Annotated in this window: 16 protein-coding genes; 6 read left to right on the top strand and 10 right to left on the bottom strand. The window is 68.2% G+C overall.

Going from position 1 to position 17,645, the window contains the following annotated elements:
* Positions 1-78: 78 nt before the first annotated feature.
* The 4 genes from WEB06_21145 to WEB06_21130 are packed head-to-tail and all read right to left on the bottom strand — an operon-like array spanning position 79 to position 3,252.
* Positions 79-270: a hypothetical protein gene (locus WEB06_21145; protein ID MEX2558127.1), complete on the bottom strand. Its 192-nt coding sequence runs from the start codon at positions 268-270 to the stop codon at positions 79-81.
* A gap of 2 nt (positions 271-272) precedes the next feature.
* Positions 273-1,271 carry an acyl-CoA dehydrogenase family protein gene (locus WEB06_21140; GenBank protein ID MEX2558126.1) on the bottom strand — a complete coding sequence of 333 codons (999 nt, stop codon included), beginning with the start codon at positions 1,269-1,271 and terminating at the stop codon, positions 273-275.
* Positions 1,271-2,419, bottom strand: coding sequence for an acyl-CoA dehydrogenase family protein (locus WEB06_21135; protein ID MEX2558125.1), 1,149 nt, complete (start codon positions 2,417-2,419; stop codon positions 1,271-1,273). Before WEB06_21135 ends, WEB06_21140 begins: the two co-directional genes overlap by 1 nt.
* Entirely contained in the window at positions 2,416-3,252 is an 837-nt protein-coding gene (locus WEB06_21130; protein MEX2558124.1) for an amidohydrolase family protein, read from the bottom strand. The genes WEB06_21135 and WEB06_21130 overlap by 4 nt, the downstream gene beginning before the upstream one ends.
* A 90-nt stretch (positions 3,253-3,342) precedes the next feature.
* Between WEB06_21130 and WEB06_21125 the strand changes: the two genes are divergently transcribed.
* On the top strand, positions 3,343-4,767 hold the full coding sequence (locus WEB06_21125) for a carotenoid oxygenase family protein (protein MEX2558123.1): 1,425 nt from the start codon (positions 3,343-3,345) through the stop codon (positions 4,765-4,767).
* On the opposite strand, the gene WEB06_21120 is transcribed toward WEB06_21125, so the two are convergent.
* On the bottom strand, positions 4,764-5,618 hold the full coding sequence (locus tag WEB06_21120; protein MEX2558122.1) for an LLM class F420-dependent oxidoreductase: 855 nt from the start codon (positions 5,616-5,618) through the stop codon (positions 4,764-4,766). The two genes, WEB06_21125 and WEB06_21120, sit on opposite strands and share 4 nt — an antisense overlap.
* A 177-nt stretch (positions 5,619-5,795) precedes the next feature.
* Here WEB06_21120 and WEB06_21115 point away from each other — a divergent pair, with 177 nt between their 5' ends.
* The 5 genes from WEB06_21115 to WEB06_21095 are packed head-to-tail and all read left to right on the top strand — an operon-like array spanning position 5,796 to position 10,753.
* Positions 5,796-6,716: a 3-keto-5-aminohexanoate cleavage protein gene (locus WEB06_21115; protein ID MEX2558121.1), complete on the top strand. Its 921-nt coding sequence runs from the start codon at positions 5,796-5,798 to the stop codon at positions 6,714-6,716.
* On the top strand, positions 6,713-7,471 hold the full coding sequence (locus WEB06_21110) for an SDR family oxidoreductase (protein ID MEX2558120.1): 759 nt from the start codon (positions 6,713-6,715) through the stop codon (positions 7,469-7,471). The genes WEB06_21115 and WEB06_21110 overlap by 4 nt, the downstream gene beginning before the upstream one ends.
* Positions 7,468-8,274, top strand: coding sequence for an ABC transporter ATP-binding protein (locus tag WEB06_21105; GenBank protein ID MEX2558119.1), 807 nt, complete (start codon positions 7,468-7,470; stop codon positions 8,272-8,274). Before WEB06_21110 ends, WEB06_21105 begins: the two co-directional genes overlap by 4 nt.
* A 3-nt stretch (positions 8,275-8,277) precedes the next feature.
* The gene (locus tag WEB06_21100; GenBank protein ID MEX2558118.1) at positions 8,278-9,582 is read left to right on the top strand and encodes an FAD-dependent oxidoreductase; all 1,305 of its coding nucleotides are present in this window, start codon (positions 8,278-8,280) and stop codon (positions 9,580-9,582) included.
* A gap of 13 nt (positions 9,583-9,595) precedes the next feature.
* Positions 9,596-10,753: a hypothetical protein gene (locus tag WEB06_21095; protein MEX2558117.1), complete on the top strand. Its 1,158-nt coding sequence runs from the start codon at positions 9,596-9,598 to the stop codon at positions 10,751-10,753.
* Positions 10,754-10,772: 19 nt separating this feature from the next.
* Here WEB06_21095 and WEB06_21090 read toward each other — a convergent pair whose 3' ends face one another.
* The 5 genes from WEB06_21090 to WEB06_21070 all read right to left on the bottom strand — a co-directional run.
* On the bottom strand, positions 10,773-11,666 hold the full coding sequence (locus WEB06_21090; GenBank protein ID MEX2558116.1) for a hypothetical protein: 894 nt from the start codon (positions 11,664-11,666) through the stop codon (positions 10,773-10,775).
* On the bottom strand, positions 11,663-13,138 hold the full coding sequence (locus tag WEB06_21085; protein ID MEX2558115.1) for an ABC transporter substrate-binding protein: 1,476 nt from the start codon (positions 13,136-13,138) through the stop codon (positions 11,663-11,665). The genes WEB06_21090 and WEB06_21085 overlap by 4 nt, the downstream gene beginning before the upstream one ends.
* Positions 13,135-15,987 (bottom strand): ATP-binding cassette domain-containing protein, encoded by a 2,853-nt coding sequence (locus WEB06_21080; GenBank protein MEX2558114.1) that lies wholly within the window; start codon positions 15,985-15,987, stop codon positions 13,135-13,137. Before WEB06_21080 ends, WEB06_21085 begins: the two co-directional genes overlap by 4 nt.
* Entirely contained in the window at positions 15,987-16,724 is a 738-nt protein-coding gene (locus WEB06_21075) for a nucleoside phosphorylase (protein MEX2558113.1), read from the bottom strand. The genes WEB06_21080 and WEB06_21075 overlap by 1 nt, the downstream gene beginning before the upstream one ends.
* 7 nt (positions 16,725-16,731) lie before the next feature.
* A partial coding sequence (locus tag WEB06_21070; GenBank protein MEX2558112.1) for a cytochrome P450 occupies positions 16,732-17,645 on the bottom strand: 914 nt, incomplete at its 5' end.

The raw sequence follows: 17,645 nt of genomic DNA, 5'->3' as shown, positions 1-17,645 counted from the left end.
ACATACGCTCAGCGTACGTTTTGGGACACGCTCCCGTCTCAACGCGCAGAACCGGTCGTCTGGTACGCGCGCGAAGCCCTAGCCGCCGAACTGGGTGAGCTGTTGGAAGGTCGGCCGGTTGACCCAGTGCATCGTCAGAGGCGGCGCGCCGAGGAACACGATTCGCTCGGCGATCGGGTCGGCGTTCCAGCCGGCGGGATCCGCTCCTTGATCGGCGGCCAGCGCGTCACCGGCCCCGGGCCGTACGCGCCGCGCCTGATCGTCAGGCACGGCTATGCCGTATCGGTCTCAGCGGCCCAGCGCGGCACCGGCATCCCGCGTTCGTTCTGCCAAAGATGAGCGAGAGCGTCGCGTCGGGTCGGGTCCAGCAGAGAGCGAGCGAACGCTGCCATGTCAGAGCCCGATGACGGTAGGCGCATCGACCAGCTACGGATCCGGCGGCTGAAGAGCTGTGCGTCCTCCTCGACCGCGAATCCGTACCCACCCATCGCTTGATGCACGACCGAAGCGATCACGCGCCCCGTGTCGACCGCCTTCGCCCAGACCATCGACGCGAAGGCCCACGACGGCGCGCCGTCGCCGCCCTGCTCGGCATCCGCGACCCACGCAGTCTTCCGCACGAGCAGGGTAGCGCCGTCCAGCGCGATCGCTGCGTCTGCGAGCCGGTGCGCGACCGCTTGGAAGGATCCGATCGGCTTGCCGAACTGGGTCCGGCGGCTCACGTACTCCACGACGGACTCGAGCACCCGCTCCGCCGCTCCCATCATCCGCGCTGCGTGGAGGAGCCGCGCGAGCCGCTTCATCCGATCGGCGTCGGCGGGCCCGCCCGCACGCGACGACACGTAGGACATCGGCGGAACGGCGAGCAGATCGCCCGCCGCCGTGCGCCGCCCGGGTTCGCTCACCTCGACCAGGTGCAGGTCGCCGGCCGGATCGGTGACCACGGTCCGAGCCGGCGGGAACGGCGCGGCGCCCTCGAGGCCGTACGAGGCTCCACGGATCCCCAAGACGGCCGCCACCGTCGCCGTCTCCGGGTAGGGGATCGGTGCGAGCGCGCGTCCGATCTCCCACGCGGCCGCGGCGAACATCGCGGCGGACGAAGGCAGCTCCCAGAGGCCGAACGTGTCGAGCTTTCCTTCGAGCGCCGGGTCGCGTCCGTCGGGCCGCGACTCCGCGGCGCGCACGACCTCGGGCCCGCACGCTTTCTCGAGCAGCGATCGCAGCCCGGCCGATAGTTCCGCGACGTCGGAAGGCCACCGCTCGTCGAGCATCAGTCCGCCCTCGGCAGGCCGAGACCCCGCTGCGCGATCGTGTTTCGCTGCACCTCGCTCGTCCCGCCGATGATCGTGTAGACCGTCGAAACGCGCAGCATCTCCTCGGCCACCGCAGCAAGCGGGTCAGCGTCGCTCTCCGCATACAAAGACTCCGGTGCGAGCACGTCCACCGCCCACTGAGCGATCCGCTGCGCGAGCTCGGAACCAACGACCTTGTTCATCGAGGCCTCGGCTGCGGGAACCTCGTCGCGCTCTCCCATCGCCGCGATGCGCAGGTTCAGGAGCCGCTCGACCTCGAGCTCCATGGCGAACCGCCCCATTTCCTCGAGCCGCGCTTCTCCGAGCTGGTCCGCGCGTCCGGCGAACCGCCGCAGTAGCCGCGCGACGAGCAAGCGGCCCTCCCGGCCGCCGAAGCTCATCGAGCGCTCGACGTTCAGCGCCTCGGCGAGCACGCGCCAGCCGTCGTTGGGCGCACCGACGACGTTGCTCGCCGGCACGAGCGCGTCGTCGAAGAAGACCGCGTTGACGCGCCAGCCCCCCATGACCCGCACCGGCCTGATCTCCACGCCCGGACCTTTCGCGTCGATAAGGAGCACGGAGAGGCCGCGCTGGCGCTCGGCGGTCGCGTCTGTCCGAACGAGCGCGAAGATCCAGTCGGCGAGGTGCGCGCTCGACGTCCACAACTTCGATCCGTTCACCCGGTAGTTCGCGCCTTCAAGGACGGCACGCGTCTTGAGCGCGAGCAGGTCACTGCCGGCTTCCGGCTCGCTGTACGCGCCGGCGTAGGCCCACGACCCGTCGATGATGCGCGGGAGGTGCGCCGCGGCGAGCGCGTCTGGACCGTGCCGCGCGATCATCCAGCCGATCGCCTCGTTGATCTCGAGGCCGTAGGTCGGCAACGACGCTGAATCCAGCTCTTCGTGGAGGATGAACCGCTCGGTCACCGTCGCGGGACGGCCCGGCCACCCGAGACCGACCCAGCCGCGTTCGGCGATGCGACGGTGGAACCCAGGCGTGTAGCGCTCGACCTCGAGCTCGCGCATCTCCGCGCGGAGCGCCGCCATGTCTGCGGCGCCGACCTCATCGACGAACGCGCGGACCTCGTCGCGGAACGAGCGCTCTTCGTCGCTCAGCCCGAAGTTCATCCGAGCTTGAACGCGGCGACGGCATTGTCGTGCAGGAACTTGCGGCGCACCTCGGGTTTCAGATCGAGGTCGTCGAGCTGGGTCAGGCTGCGCTCGAAGTCGACGATCGGCCAGTCGGTGGCCCAGATCACCTTGTCCTGCCCGAACGCCTTGAGGAAGCGCACGAACTCCGGGGGGAAGTGCTTCGGCAGGTGGGCGCTGGTGTCGATCCACACGTTCGGGTGTTTCCACGCGATCGCGATCATCTCTTCGGTCCACGGCCAGCCGATGTGCCCGGCGACGATGCGGAGCTCCGGGAAGTGCACGGCTATCTGGTCGACGTGCAGAGGGCGTCCGGTGCTCGACGGGTAGGTCGGCGGGCCGGTGTTGCCGACCTGGATCTGGAGCGTGACGTCGAGTTCTACGCACGCGGCGTAGAGCGGGTACCAGCCGGCCTCGGTCGGGTCCTTGCGATCGATGAATGGCTCGAGCTTGAGCGCCTTGAACCCTTTCTCGAGCACCTGCCGCTTCAACTCGCGCACGGCAACCATCACGCCGTCGGGCCCCCACGGATCGGCCGACCCGACGCCGATCAGCCGGTCCGGGTATCTCGAGACCGCATCTTCGACGATCGGGACGGGGATCAGCGGCCCGGCGGAGCACAGCGCGAGGTCGACGCCGGCGGCGTCCATCTCCTCGATCATGGTCTCGGTCGGGATCCCGCCGCGGAGGCGTTCCGCGCCGCCGTAGTTATCGACCAGCGCCCAGTTGCGCTCGGGCATCCCGGCGACGACCTCCTTGGTCCACGGCTGAACCCAGGCGTCGATGACCTTATGGTCGGCTCTGCTCCCCATCGGTTAGATGATTGCACAACGCGGCGCTTGGCTTCCTAACCGGCGTATGTCACCCTGGAAGGACACGGCAACCGGCGAGGGAGCGCAGCCATGGCAACGGTCGAATCCGGTGGGAAGATCGTGGAGCGCAGCCCGTACCTCGAAGGGAACTTCGCGCCGATCCACACCGAGATCACCGCGCACGACCTCCCCGTCATCGGCGAGCTGCCCGGCGACATCGAGGGGATGTACGTGCGGATCGGCTCCAACCCGATGTTCGAGCCCAAGGGCCGCTACCACTGGTTCGACGGCGACGGCATGCTCCACGGCATCCACTTCTCGAACGGCTCCGCGACGTACCGCAACCGCTGGGTGCGCACGCGCGGGCTGGCCGATGAGGAACGAGCGGGCGAGGCGTTGTGGACCGGCATCCGCGAGCCCGCCGACTTCACGCGGCCCGGCGGCCCGTACAAGGACACGGCGAACACGACGCTGAGCTACCACGCCGGCAAGCTGCTCGCGCATTGGTGGCTCGGCGGCGCCTCGTACGTGATCGACGTGCCGAGCCTGGAGACCGTTGGGATCGAGGACTTCGGCGGCGGACTCAACGGCGGGATGTCGGCGCATCCGAAGGTCGATCCCGAAACCGGCGAGATGATCTTCTTCGACTACGGCCCGGTACTGCCGTATCTCACGTACGGCGTGATCGGCGCCGACGGCAAGCTGGCACACGAGGTGCCGATCGAGCTGGCCGGCCCCCGGCTTCAGCACGACATCGCGATCACGCCCAACTATTCGATCCTGCTGGACATGTCGATGATGTGGGATCCCGACCTGCTCGCGAAGGGCCGGATCCGCAACGGCTTCTTCCGCGACAAGCCGACGCGGCTCGGCGTGATCCCGCGGTACGGCTCGAACGCCGACGTGCGCTGGTTCGATGCCGAACCCTTCTTCATGTACCACACCATCAACGCCTGGGAGGACGGCGACGAGATAGTCCTCACCGGCTGCCGTATCGACAACCCGCTCCTGGGCGACCCGCTGAACCCCCACACCGACCGCATCGTTCCGTCGATCGCCACGTTGCGGCTCGAACCGCACCTGCACGAGTGGCGGATCCAGCTCTCCTCCGGGCTCGTCAAGGAAGAGCGGCTCGACGAGGCGATGGGTGAGTTCCCAACGATGGACGACCGATCGCTCGGCCGGCCGACCCGGCTTTCCTACATGCCGCGGATGGCTCCGTCGGAGACGCTGCTCTTCGACGGCGTGATGGTCTACGACGACGACATGATCGTTCAGGAGTACTCGTATCCCGCCGGCTGGTTCGGCGGAGAGGTCACGTTCGCCGCGCGCACCGGCGCGTCGATGCGCGAGGACGACGGCTACCTGGTCACGTTCGTCGCTGAGGAGGCGACGGGCACGTCCGAGGCGTACGTCTTCGACGCCTCGCGCGTCGCGGACGGCCCGGTCGCGCGGCTACCGATCCCGCAGCGGGTGCCGACCGGCTACCACACCGAGTGGGTACCCGGCGTCTAGCTGAGCTTCGCCATCACCTCGCTGTTGAACGTGTCGAACCAGCTCTTTAACTCGTCCGCCGTGCGGGCGAATGCCGGAACGACGACCCGGCTCACCCCCGAATCGGCGTAGGCGCGGATCGTTTCGACGTCCATCGCACCGGCGGTGATCTCGATCGCGTCTGGGTCGCGGCCCGCTTCCCGCGCGGCGTCGCGCATCACGCCGATCAGGCGCGTCAGATGCTCGGCGCCGAGGCCCCATGGGAAGAAGCCGTCGCCGATCCGCCCGGCGCGGCGCGCGGCGGCGTCGGTGTGCCCGCCGACGATGATCGGGATCTTCCGCGTCGGCTTGGGGTAGCTCTTGGCCTTGTCGAACGAGGAGTACCGGCCGGCGTACGTCGGCTCCTCCTGCTCCCAGAGGACCCGCAGCGCCTCGACGTACTCGTCGGTGCGGGCGCCGCGTCCCTCGAACGGGATACCGAGCGCGGCGAACTCCTCCTGGAGCCACCCGACCCCGATCCCGAGCAGCAGCCGCCCGTTCGACAGCGTGTCCAGGGTCGCGCACTCCTTGGCGAGGAGCAGCGGGTTGCGTTGCGGAAGGATCAGGATGCCGGTTGCGAGGTTGATGCGCTCGGTGACGGCCGCGGCGTAGGTCAGCCAGATCAGCGGGTCGCCGATCGAGACCTCTTCCTTGCCTGGCATGCGTCCGTCCGGCGAGTACGGGTACTGCGACTTGTAGTTGGCCGGGACGACGACGTGCTCCACGGCCCACAGGGATTCGAAGCCCGCAGCTTCCGCGAGCCGGGCCAGGATCGTCGCGTTCGCGCCTTCCACGCGCCGTCCCGCGTTCACGCCGGTAACCCCGAACTTCACGGGCGCGATTGTAGACGGCGCCTCCGCTGCCGAGCCCCCGAGGCATCTCACCGGAGCGTCTGACAGGTCAGACATGTCTGACGCTCATGGGATCGAGGCGCCCGGACACCCCTTGCCGGGGCGACGGTGCGGGTATTAGATTATTTAGTTAACGGAATGCCGGGGCGGGAGCCAGGGATGCGTTTCGCCGACGAGGGCAAGGTCGTCATCGAGGTCGGCCTCAACGAGACCGCGTGGAAGGACGACAACCCGAACATCCCCTATGAGGCCGAGGAGATCGCGCGCTCCGCGATCGACGCCGCGCGCGAGGGCGCGGCGATCATCCACTACCACGCCCGCACGTCCGACGGAGCGCAGGCGTTCACCGACGACGACATCTCGCGGCGCGCGCTCGAGGCGATCGCCCGCGAGGTCGACGTGCTCGCCTACCCCAGCTACCGGGAGGCCCGGCTCGATCACGTGTGGGCGCTCGCCGACAAGCCCCCGGCCGGGTTCGCGTTCCAGCTGAGCCCCTTCGACGTTGTTCAGCACGTGAAACGCGCGAGCTGGGACGAATCGACGAAGACCTTCGGCGTGATCACATACGGACGGCCCGGCGAGGAGCCCGAGCGGCCGCCGTACCCGCCCGAGCTCGACGAGTTCAAGCGGCGCGGGCTCGTCCCGAACATCGCGATCTTCGACTCGGGCGATCTGCGGTGGACGGTGCTCGCCGCGCGCGCCGGGCTGCTGGATCAGCCGTTGAATCTGAAGCTCTTCTTCAGCGAGCGCTGGGTGTCGATGAACGACCCGACGCCCGAGGTCCTCGACTTCCTGCTCTCGCAGATCCCCGACGAAGTCGACTTCGAGGCGATCGTCGTGCCGTACGCGATGGAGAGCGCGGAACGATGCGACCGGCTGTGGCTCGCGGCTTTGGAGCGCGGGCTCGGCGTCCGTGCCGGGATCGGCGACAGCCCGCGCGCGTTCCCGACCGAGGCGAACACCGAACTGGTTCGGCGCGTCGTCGATCTCGCCGGGAAGCAGGGCCGCAAGCCGGCGACCCCCGACGACGTCCGCGTGCGATGCGGCCTACCCACGCACACAGAGGCGACGAACCGATGAGCACTTCGCTCGCGTTCCCGTCCACGGCTCTCGTGATCGGCGGGAGCCGCGGGATCGGGCGGGCGCTCGTGCACCGGCTCGCGGCGCGCGGGACCCGTTGCGCGATCGGCTACTCGGCGCGCGACGAGTCCGCGAAGCAAACCGCCGCTGAAGCCGCTTCGAAAGGCCCGGAGCCCGTGCTCGTCAAGGGCGACCAGGGCTCGGAGTCCGTCCGGATGGTGCAGGACGCGATCGACGCGCTCGGAAGCCTGGACGCGCTCGTGACGACGGCGGTGCCCATGATCACCGGGCGCACGCTCAAGGTCACCCGCGAGGAACACCAGGCCGCGATGGACGTCCAGGTCTGGGGTTTCCTCGAGGCGTTCCGTGAAGCGCTACCGTCGCTCGAGGCGGCGCGCGGCTCGGCGATCAGCGTGTCGAGCCTCGGCGCGCAGCTCTACGCGCGCTACTACGGCGCGCTTGGCCCGGCAAAAGCGGCCCTCGAGACGCTGATCAAGTACTTGGCCGCCGAGGCGGGACCGCGCGGTGTTCGCGTCAACGGCGTCTCGCCGTGCCTCGTCGACGATCCCGGCCACACCGGCGACGCGCCCGACGTGCTGGTCCTACTCGAGCAAGTCGCGAAACGGACGCCGATGCGCCGGCTCGCGGTGCCCGACGAGATCGCGTCCGTGATCGAGACGATGCTCGGACCGGAGTTCGGGTTCGTCACCGGGCAGGTGATCGCCGTGGACGGCGGCTACTCATTGCTCGCATGAAAGGGGACACCGGGGTGAGCGCCGAACCATCAGGGGTGGCGACCAACGGCACGACTGAGACGCTGCTCGACGTACGGGACATCGACTGCTCGTATGGGCCGCTGCAGGTCCTGTTCGGCGTGAGCATCCAGATCCCGCGCGGCGCGCGGATCGCGCTGCTCGGAACCAACGGCGCCGGGAAGTCGACGCTCCTCAAGGTCATATCCGGACTCGTCGAGCCGAGCCGCGGAAGCGTCACATTCAAGGGCGCCGACGTCACCAAGATGCCGCCGGAGAAACGGGTCGCGCTCGGCATGGTGCAGATGGCCGGCGGCAAGGCGACGTTCCCCTCGCTCACGCTGCTCGAGAACCTGCGCATCGGCGCGTACCAGTTCCTGGGGAACAAGCCGCTCGTCGAGTCGCGGCTCGAGGAGGTCCTCGACCTCTTCCCGCAACTGCGTCCGCGGCTCGGTCAGCAGGCGGGGACGCTCTCGGGCGGCGAGCAGCAGATGATGGCGCTCGGTCGCGCGCTGATCTCCGGGCCCGAGCTGTTGATGATCGATGAGCTTTCGCTCGGTCTCGCGCCGGTCGTGATGCAAGAGATCGTCGCGATGCTCGAGGAAGCGCTGCGTCGGGGGATCACCTTGCTCGTCGTCGAGCAGTCGCTCAACGTCGCACTCACGCTCGCGGAGGACGGCTACTTCATGGAGAAAGGCGAGATCAAGTTCTCCGGCCCGTGCGGGGAACTGGTCGACCGGGGCGACCTCGTCCGTTCGGTCTTCTTCGGGCGGCAGGACCCGGCGACACCGGAAGGGAGTGGGTAACGAATGGCCAAAGTGATCGTTGTCGGTGGCGGCATCTCGGGGATGGGCGCGGCGCACACGTTGCAGAAGGCCGGCGTCGAGGTGTCGGTCCTCGAGGCGGAGCCGGAAGCCGGCGGGCGCATGCGCTCGAAGTTCTGGAACGACGCGTGGATCGATCTCGGCGCGGAGTTCGTGACCTCGAACGACACATCGTTCGACAAGCTCGCCGCCGAGCTGGGGATCATCGATCAGAAGCTCAGCTATCCAGGCGAGAAGGTCTCCTTCAACATCTGGCGCGACGGCAAGGCGCACCCACTCGACTACACGGAGCCGAGCAGCTTCCTGAAGTTCGGCGCGATGAGCTGGTGGAGCAAGGCGCGGATGGTCGGGCTCCTGCCGGCCCTCATCAAGCAGTTCCGTCGCAACGGTAAGGCGGAGCACGAGCCGTGGCGCGCTGCCTGGTTCGACGACGGTTCCGTCGAGGAGTGGCTCGGGCGCATCTGCCCGGAGTTCCTCGAGTACGCCGTCGAGCCGTGCTACGAGCTGTACTGCGGGTACGAGCCGCGCGAGTTCAGCAAGGCGATGTTCGCGCACTTCACGACCACCTACCGTTCGACCGGCGTCTTCACGTTCAAGGAGGGGCTCGGGCAGCTGACCCGCGCGCTCGCCGCGCACCTCGACGTCACGACGAACGCGCGGGTCACGCGCGTCACAGCCGGTGAGGCTCCTGCGGTCGAGTGGGAAGCGGGCGGGAAAACTGAGCGACGCGAGGCCGACATGGTTCTTGTGGCCGTGCCCGGTACGAAGGTCGGCGGCATGGTGGACGGACTCGATGAGGGCCGGAAGACGTTCTTCGAGAACGTCCGCTACACCCCGCACGAGCTTCCCTTCTACAAGTTGTCGGGCGATCCGGAGGGCGTGCCCGACGGCGTCTTCTATCCGCGCAAGGAGGACGCCCAGATCGCGGCGCTCGGATACGACAAGTCGACGACGGTGCCCGACGTGAAGTTCTTCCGCATCAGCATGAAGACGAACTGGATCCGAAGCCAGCTCGACGTCCCGCACGACGAGCACGCGAGCAACATGATCAATCTGGCCGCCGTCCGTTACCCGGTCGTCAAGCCACTCGTCGCGGACGCGCACGTGAGCCGCTGGCGGGAAGCGCTCCCGCTCTTCTATGCGGGATATCTCCGGCGGCTGGAGACCTTCGTGAACCTGCAGCCGTTGCGCGGCGTGGCGTTCGCCGGCGACTACCTCGGCGGCCCGGCGACGGGCGCCGCGTACACGACCGGCCAGCGAGCGGCTACCGACATCTTGAGCAGGCTCTAACCAGGGGGAAGCGATGAGCGACGACAAGGAAGTACTCAGCGCGGTTGCGGCCGCCGTCACCGAAGCAGCGGATGGCGTGCCGGCCGACGGGATGATGGACATCGAGGCGGCGCCGCTCGGGACCGAGTCGAGCCTCGACATCCTCGCGCGGCGGCTTCCGAAGTCGGAGCTGCATCTCCACTTCGAAGGCGCGATCCCGCCGGCGACCGTCGGCCGGCTCGCGCGGCGAGCGGGGATGCCGAACCCGGCTCAAGCCTTGAGGCCCGACTCGCTGTACGACTACCGCGGGTTCAGCCACTTCATCGACGGGATGCGCGACGCGTGCGCGCTGATGGTCGACGACGACGCGGTGATCGAGGCCGCCCTCGACGTTTTCGCTCGTGGGATCGACGCCGGCGCGCGCCACATCGAGCTGATGACCACGCTCGCCTACCACATCGAGCACGACCGCGAGCCCCGCGGCTACCTGGCCGCGCTCGGCCGCGCGTTCGAGCAGGCGGCCGAGATGTGGGGGATGTCGGGCGGGATCATCGTCGAGTTCGACCGTCCGGCCGGGCCGGGCCGGGCGACCGAGATCGCCAACATCGCCGCCGACGCGGCCGACGCAGGCGTGCCGGTGCTCGCGGTTGGCAACGACGGCGACCCGCTGACGATGCCGTTCCGCGACCTCGCGCCGGCGTACGAGGTCGCACGCAAGCGCGGGCTCAAGCTCACCGGCCACGCCGACCTGCCCGACGACATCACCGCGGCGCTGGAGCTCGGGCTCGACCGGATCGATCACGGCTTCTTCGCGATCTACGACCAAGGCGTCATGGACCAGCTGGTCGCGAAGCAGATCCCGATGACGCTCTGCATCACGAGCAACGTGATCCAGATGCCGGGCCTGTACGCCGACTTCGGCGTTCACCCGCTGAAGGCCCTCGTCGACGCGGGTTGCAATGTCACGCTCAACACCGACGACCCGCCGATGTTCTACACCGATCTCGCGCAGGAGTACCGAGCCGCCGCGCGCGCGCTCGGCTGGGGCCCGAAGGAGATGGGCGACGCCGCGCGGCGTTCGCTCCGCGCCGGATGGATCACCGCCGATCGGGACGCACGGCTCGCCGCCTGGGAACGTGAGATCGAGGTTCTCGTCGAGGACCCCCGTGCGAGCCGAGGACAGTTGCTCTGAGCCCGGTGTCGCGAGAAAGCTAGCGAGCCGTCGGCTTCCCCGTTGCCGGTACCGCCTCGGCCTCCGGCGCGTAAGCGATCAGCAGGCTGCAAAGCGCGCGGACGGGCCATAGGTACGGCATCACTTCAGACATCGGGAACGGAAGCAGCCCATCGGCGATCGGCGCCAGAGCCAGAGCGCCGCCGACACCCACGCCCACCCCGAAGAACGGGATGCCCGTGCACACCGGCAGGAAGACCGGAGACATCGCCGCCAAGACGGGACGGAGCGGCGCCGGCACATCCGGGAGCGACACGACCGGAGGGTTGGGGAGGTCGATCGGCGGCACGCCGGCCGCCTCGAGCGCGTCGTAGACCTGGTTGAGCAGCACGGATATGGTCACGAGCGCCGGCACGTTAGGCAGAGCATCGGTGCATTGGCCGATGGTCGCGGCCACGCTCGCGAGGTCCACTCCCAAAGGCTGGCCTGTCATCTCCTCGTACTGCGCCTGGATCGCCGTGAACTGCTCGACCATCGTCGCGAAAACGGGCACGGGAAGATCGGGGCCATCGAAGATGACGAGGTTCCCTTCGTCGGTGGCGCAGGAGTGGAGCGTCGGCGGCGGCGGGGTGAACTCGGGCTCCGGCGGGGGCTCGGGCGAAGGCTCGCGCTTCACGACCGGCGGATCGTATGCAAGGGGCGGCGCGACGGGGACGACCGGCGGCGCCACGACGGGTACAAGGGGCGGCGCAACGTAGACGTCCTTCGTCGGGGGCGCGGCGATGACGCGCACGTTGCTCGGCATACCGGCCACGAGCATGACGCCGGCCAGCCCGAGGGCAAGAGCGGACGTCCAGCGCTGACCGTGCGTCAAAGAAGCAGCCTGATCCCTGCCCCAGGCGCGGGAGCGCTCGACGATCGACCGGATACTCATGGGACGTAGAACGGCTCGAACTTGCCCAGGGCCTTCCAGCAGGTGCAACTCGCGTGCCACTGGACGGTGCGCTGGTTGTCGATGCCGCCGTACTTGCTCGCGTTGAACGTGACGTTGGAGTGCACGCCCATGACCTCGTTACGCGTCTGGTTCATGGCGGCGAAGAAGCTCGCTTCCGTGAGGTTCTTCCCGGCACGCTGGAGCGCCTTCAGCAGAACCGATGCGCTGTCGCATCCCTGCTCCATGAACATCCACTCGGCCGGCGCTTCCTTGTAGTTCACCTGCCTGCCCGAATACTTCGCGTAGTTGTCCGCGCAGGCCTGGCCCGGCGCGCTCAGGCCCATGCCGGCGCTGATCTCGCCGAAGCGGTAGCTCGTCATGCCGTAGATGCCGTCCGCCTGTCCCGGCGGGAACGTGTGCGCGGCGGTGTCGTTCGTCGAGAACAGGAAGTCGCCCTCGATGTAGTCGGGATGACAGTTCTGCGAGTCGGCCTCGTACATGAAGTTCGTCTGATTCAGCGCACCGGCGACGAGGATCGCGAGGGTCACGTCCTCAGCGCAGAACTTGTCCGCGGCGATCGTGTCCTCGGGCGCGCCGGTCGCGACGTTGGACGCGGTGACCTCGACGACGATCTGGGGGCCGTATCCTAGACGCTTCAGCTCAGCTTTGATGGTGCGGTTGATCACCGCGACGTCTGCAGCGGCGCCCGAGTAGTAGAGCCCGATCCGCTTGCCGGCCAGCAGCCCGCGGTGGTGCGCCCAGTGCATCCAGTTCCGGAAGATCTTGTCGGTAGACGGCATCAGCGTGAAGAGGCGGTTGCCGCTCACATTCCACGTATCCTCGGTGTAGCCGTCGGAACTGAGGAGCGGGATGCGGTATTCCTTGGTCAAGCAGTCGGCGTGCGCCCAGAAGTTCGACACCGCGAGGACGGCGAACACCTTGTCGTCGGTCGCCCATCCCTCGCAGGCGGCGCGCTGCTGCTGAGTGCCGACGATGTCGTAGCTGCGGTAATCGAACTCGACGTCGCGTCCGTTGACCGGCACCAGCCCGCGGTCCTTCCACCCCTGGAGCACGGCCTCCATCTGCTCGCGCGGGTCGCCGACGTCGTAGTTGGGGCCGAGCGCCTTGATCACACCGATGTCGGGGATCCCGATCCCGATCTTGATCTTGGTCGCGGTAACGCCACGCACGTTGACCGCCGGGCCACCTTTGGGACCGCCTCCCGGGCCCGACGTGCCCAAGGGGCCGGAGACGCCCGGTCCCGACCTAGCTCCCGGCGAAGCGATTCCGCCGGGCCCGGTGGTGCCGGTGACCGTTCCGGGGTCCCCCGGCGTTCCATCCTCGCCGTTCTGCGCCGCGACGATCGACGTCACGCGGCCGGCCGGGACGAGGTTCGCGATCATCAGCCCGAGCGCGACCCCGAGCAGCACCCAGTAGAGCTTTCGCCCGCCGCTCTTCCGAACGGCGCTCACGTCGCGACCACCTTCGGCGCAGCCGTGCCGGACCGCTGGATGAGACGCTCGTCCGACCCAAGGTACGAGGCGATGACGTTCGGGTCGTCGCGCACCTGTTCCGGAGAGCCCTCCGCGATGATCTCCCCCGACGCCAGCGCGTATACCCGGTCCACGAGGCCCATCATCATCGGGATGTCGTGGTCGATCAGGATCATCGTTGCGCCGAGGTGATCGCGAACCTCGCGCAGGACGGGGCGGAACGCCTCGACCTCTCGCTGCGCGATGCCGGCCGTCGGCTCGTCGAGCAAGAGCACAGGGGCGCCCATGGCGATCATGCAGCCGAGCTCCACGAAGCGGCGCGTGCCGGTCGAGAGCTCGGCGACGCTTCGATGCGCGAAGTCGCCCAGCCCGAGCATCTCAACGACCTCACCCGCGCGCATCGCCTTAGCGCGCTCCGCTGCCCGGGAAGGAGGCAGCGAGAGCAGCGACGGGACGAGCTCGGATGGATCTGAGGATTCGAGCGCCAGTTTGAAGACATCGGTCACAGATAACTCATCGAACAGCCGGGCCTCCTGGAAGGTTCGACCGAGTCCGAGCCGAGCCCTCTGTTCAGGGCGAAGTTTCGTAATGTCCTCTCCGCCGAGCAGCACACGCCCTTCCGTCGGCCGCAGCTGACCGGACAGGACATCGAAGAGGGTCGTCTTGCCGGCGCCGTTCGGCCCGATGAGACCGACGATCTCACCCTCGCCGGCGGTGACCGTTACGCGATCGAGCGCGACGATACCCCCGAACCGGACAAAAACCCCCTGGGCCTCGATCGGTGCGGCGGCGACGGGCTCGGTCGCGACGGCCTTCGCCTCCAGCTTGGGGCGGATCTGTGCGTCGGGCTTGGCGATCCGCGGCTCCACGCGCCCGCCCGCGAGCCTCACGAAAAATCGATCACGCCACTCGAACAGCTGAGCGGCCGCGCCTTGCGGGTAATAGAGAGCCGTGCCGAGGATACCCAAACCGGCGAACAGCACGCCGAACCGCGGGCCGGCCGTCGACCCGACGAGCGGCGCGAACCAATACTCGGTTGCCTTCGCCCAGAACGCTCCGAAGAGGACGCCGGTGACCGTCGTAACGCCACCGAGTATGGCCATCCCCAGGACCGTCAGCGACTCCGCCGGCCCGAAGATGATGTCTGTGCGCGCGCCGAATTGAACCAGCATGCCGCCGAACAGATAGCCTGCGAGGCTCGCGATCATCCCCGAGAGCACGAAGGCGGTGAGCTTGGATCGCCGCGGGTCGATCGAAAGCGTCGCAGCCGCCGCCTCGTTGTCACGGACCGCGATCATGGACCTCCCGACGCCGGTCCGCCGCAGATGCGAGACGATCATCCCGACGAAGGCCAGCATCCCGAGGCACAGCCAGTAGTAGGACAGCGGCTTCTGGAAGTCGATGCCCAAGAACCTCGGCCGCTCGATCTCGAGCGAGCTCTGACCTTCGATCGTCCGAACGAGCCAGCTTTGATTGAGCAAGAACGGGATGCTCGCGACCGAGAACGACAGCGTCGTCACCGCCAGGAAGAGCCCGCGGATCCGTAAGGCCGGTAAGCCCACGATCACCGCCGCGAGCCCGCCGGCGAGCACGGCCCAAACCAGCGCCGCTCCGGCCGGATACCCGAGCTGCTGCATGCGGCCGCCGACGATCGCGCCGATCCCAACGAACGCGAACTGCCCAAGCGAGACCTGCCCGGCGTATCCGGTCAGGATCACGAGCGAGCAGCCCATCATCCCGAAAAGGGCCACGCTCGCCAGCAGGATCCGCTGCGAGTTGTTGAGAGCCAGCGGCGCCAGAACCGCGCCGAGCACGATCAGCGCGATCGATCCCCGGCGGATCGCCTGGATACGCGGCAGCGCGAGCACGCGCGGATCGAGCTGCCGGACGACCCCGCCGAACGACCACGAGCTGCCCTCGCCGCCGCGCCCCATCTGTCCGAGGGACCGGCGAACCAGGAAGCTTCCGGCGATGATGAGGAAGAGGACGACCTCGAGGACGCCGCCGGTCGGGTAGTTCCAGACGACGAGGAACTCGATAAGCCCGATCGCGATCCCGCCGGCGAACGCGAGCGGCAGACTCACCAGTCCCCCGAACATCGCCGCGGCAAGGCCGCGCAGGATAAGCCCCGGCCCGATCGTCGCTTCCGCCAGCGGACGCGTCGGCCCGATCAAGATCGTCCCGATGCCGGCGAACAGGGCCGCGGCGATCCAGATGGCCAGCGAAGCGCGATGAACCGGTACACCGGCGAGCCGCGCCGCGTCGATGTTCTCCGCGGCGGCGCGGCTCGCGAGTCCGACCTTCGTTCGTCGCAGGAAGACCGCGAGTCCGAAGGCGAGCAGCGGCACGAGGAGCAGGATCAGGATCTCCCCAGGCCCCAGAACGACGCCTCCGATTTCGATGGTCCAGTCGAACGGCACCGGGAACTTCGAACTCCCGAGCCGACCCTTGGGGATGAACGCCTCGAGCACATACAGGAGCTGCGAGATGCCGATCGTCGCGACCAGCATGAGCAGACGAGGAGCGCGCTCGAGCTTGCGGACGACGCGGATCTCTATCAACGCGCCGAGCGCGGCGGCCGCGCTGAGCGCGGCGAGCAGCGAGATCCAGTAGTTGACGTGATGATTGATCACAAGCAGCGGAACCAACAGCGCGACGATCGCGCCCATCTGCCCATGGGCGAAGTTGAGCACGCGGCTGCTCTTGTAGACGAGGGTCAGCCCCATCCCCATGAGCGCGTAAGTGAGCCCGGTCACGAGCCCGAGGATCATCTCCGGGGGAAGCTCGAAGCTCGTCCCTGGGAGCGCGTACGCCGCGATCGTGCCCATCAGCTCGCATCCGCCAGATCATGCAGCGCATCGAGCGCCACGTTGAACATCGCGCGGATCCCCTCTTGCACGACGATCCGGTGCGGGTCGTACGACTCCGGGCCCGACGACGTCATGGGGTTGCCGTCGCTCGTGAGCACGCCGCCGGCGCGCAAGCCCTTCATGCTCGCCAAGACGAGCAACGCCGACAGCTCCATCTCGACGGCGATCGCGCCTTCTTGGGCGTACGCCGCGATCCGATCGTCAAGGACGCCGGGGAAGAACATCGCCTGCGTGAGCACGATGCCTCGGTGCCACGGATGTCCGGAACGCGAGGCGGCGCGCTCGAGCGCCGACACCACGCCTGCATCGCTCACAGCGGGAAAGGTCTCGTCAACCATCTGATCGGTCACTCCGTCGCGTCGGACGGCTGATGTGGCGATGACGAGATCGCCGTCCGCGATGGATTCAACGAGGCCGCCGCAGGTCCCTGCGCGAACGAACGTGCCGACCCCGGCGGTGGCGAGCTCATGGAAGGCCAGGATCGCGCCGGGAGCGCCGACTCCGTGCGAGCACACGACGAGCTCCACGCCCTTCCACGAACCGACGCAGCTAACGTATTCGCGCCGCGACGCGACCTCGCGCGAGCCGTCGAGCATCTTCGCGATGAACGAGATGCGATCGGGGTCGCCGGTGACGAGCGCGAGCTTCGGAAGTCCTTCGCGAGGGATGCCGGTGATCGGCAGGTCGCCGCTCAACGCTCCCCTATCCGCCGTTGGACCGGGTCAATGTGATCGGAAGGTTCCGCACCCCGAAGTCGAGCGCCCTCGCATCCGAATGCACGACCGGCTCGCCGTCAAGAGCCAGCTCGGCCCAGTCCGTGCTCAACCGTTCGAGCACGACCTGCAGCTCCATCCGCGCGAGGGCGGCTCCGAGGCAGTAGTGACGGCCGGTGCCGAAGTTGAGCTGCGGCTTCGCGTGCTCACGGGTGATGTCGACGACGTGCGGCTCCGGGAAGATCGATGGGTCGTGGTGAGCGGAGACGAGATCGAGCACGAGGATCGTGTCGGCCGGCACTTCGAAGTCGAGCAGCATCGCCGGGGCGGGCGTCCACTTCCGCCCGGCGCGCACCCGCGGTTCGACGCGCATGCACTCCTCGACCGCTTTGCGGGCGAGGCCGGAGGGATCTCCTCGCAGGGTCTTCCATTGATCGGGATTCCGAGCGAGGACGATGAGCGCGAGCCCTGCGGCGTTCGCGGTGTTGTCGGTCGATGCGCTCAACATCTCGAAGCTGAGAGTGCGGACGTCCTCGTCGGTCAGATCACCGTCGTCGACGGCCTGGAGCATGATCGTCAGGAGGTCGTCCCCGGGGTTCCCGCGCTTCGCGCTTATGACCTCTTCGACGAAGATGCGCATGTCGGCCGCCGCCCGTCCAACCTCGTTCGCAAGGGCCGGGTCGCCGCTGAAGGCGCGCAGGATGATCTCCGAGATGCCGTACAGGCGGTCGCCTTCGGCCGGATCCGCCCCGAGCATCCAGCAGAAGACGGTGCCGGGGATCTTCCGCGCGATCTGCGACATGAACTCGCCGCCACCTGCTTCCGTCATCGGTTCGACGAGATCGGTCACGAGCTCCGCGACCCGCTCGCGCATCGTCTCGATGCGCTTGGGGGTGAACCAGC

This window comes from Actinomycetota bacterium (assembly GCA_040905475.1).
Lineage (GTDB): Bacteria > Actinomycetota > AC-67 > AC-67 > AC-67 > DATFGK01.
Note: the sequence above shows the minus strand (reverse complement) of the source record. Positions and strands in the feature narration are given on the sequence as shown.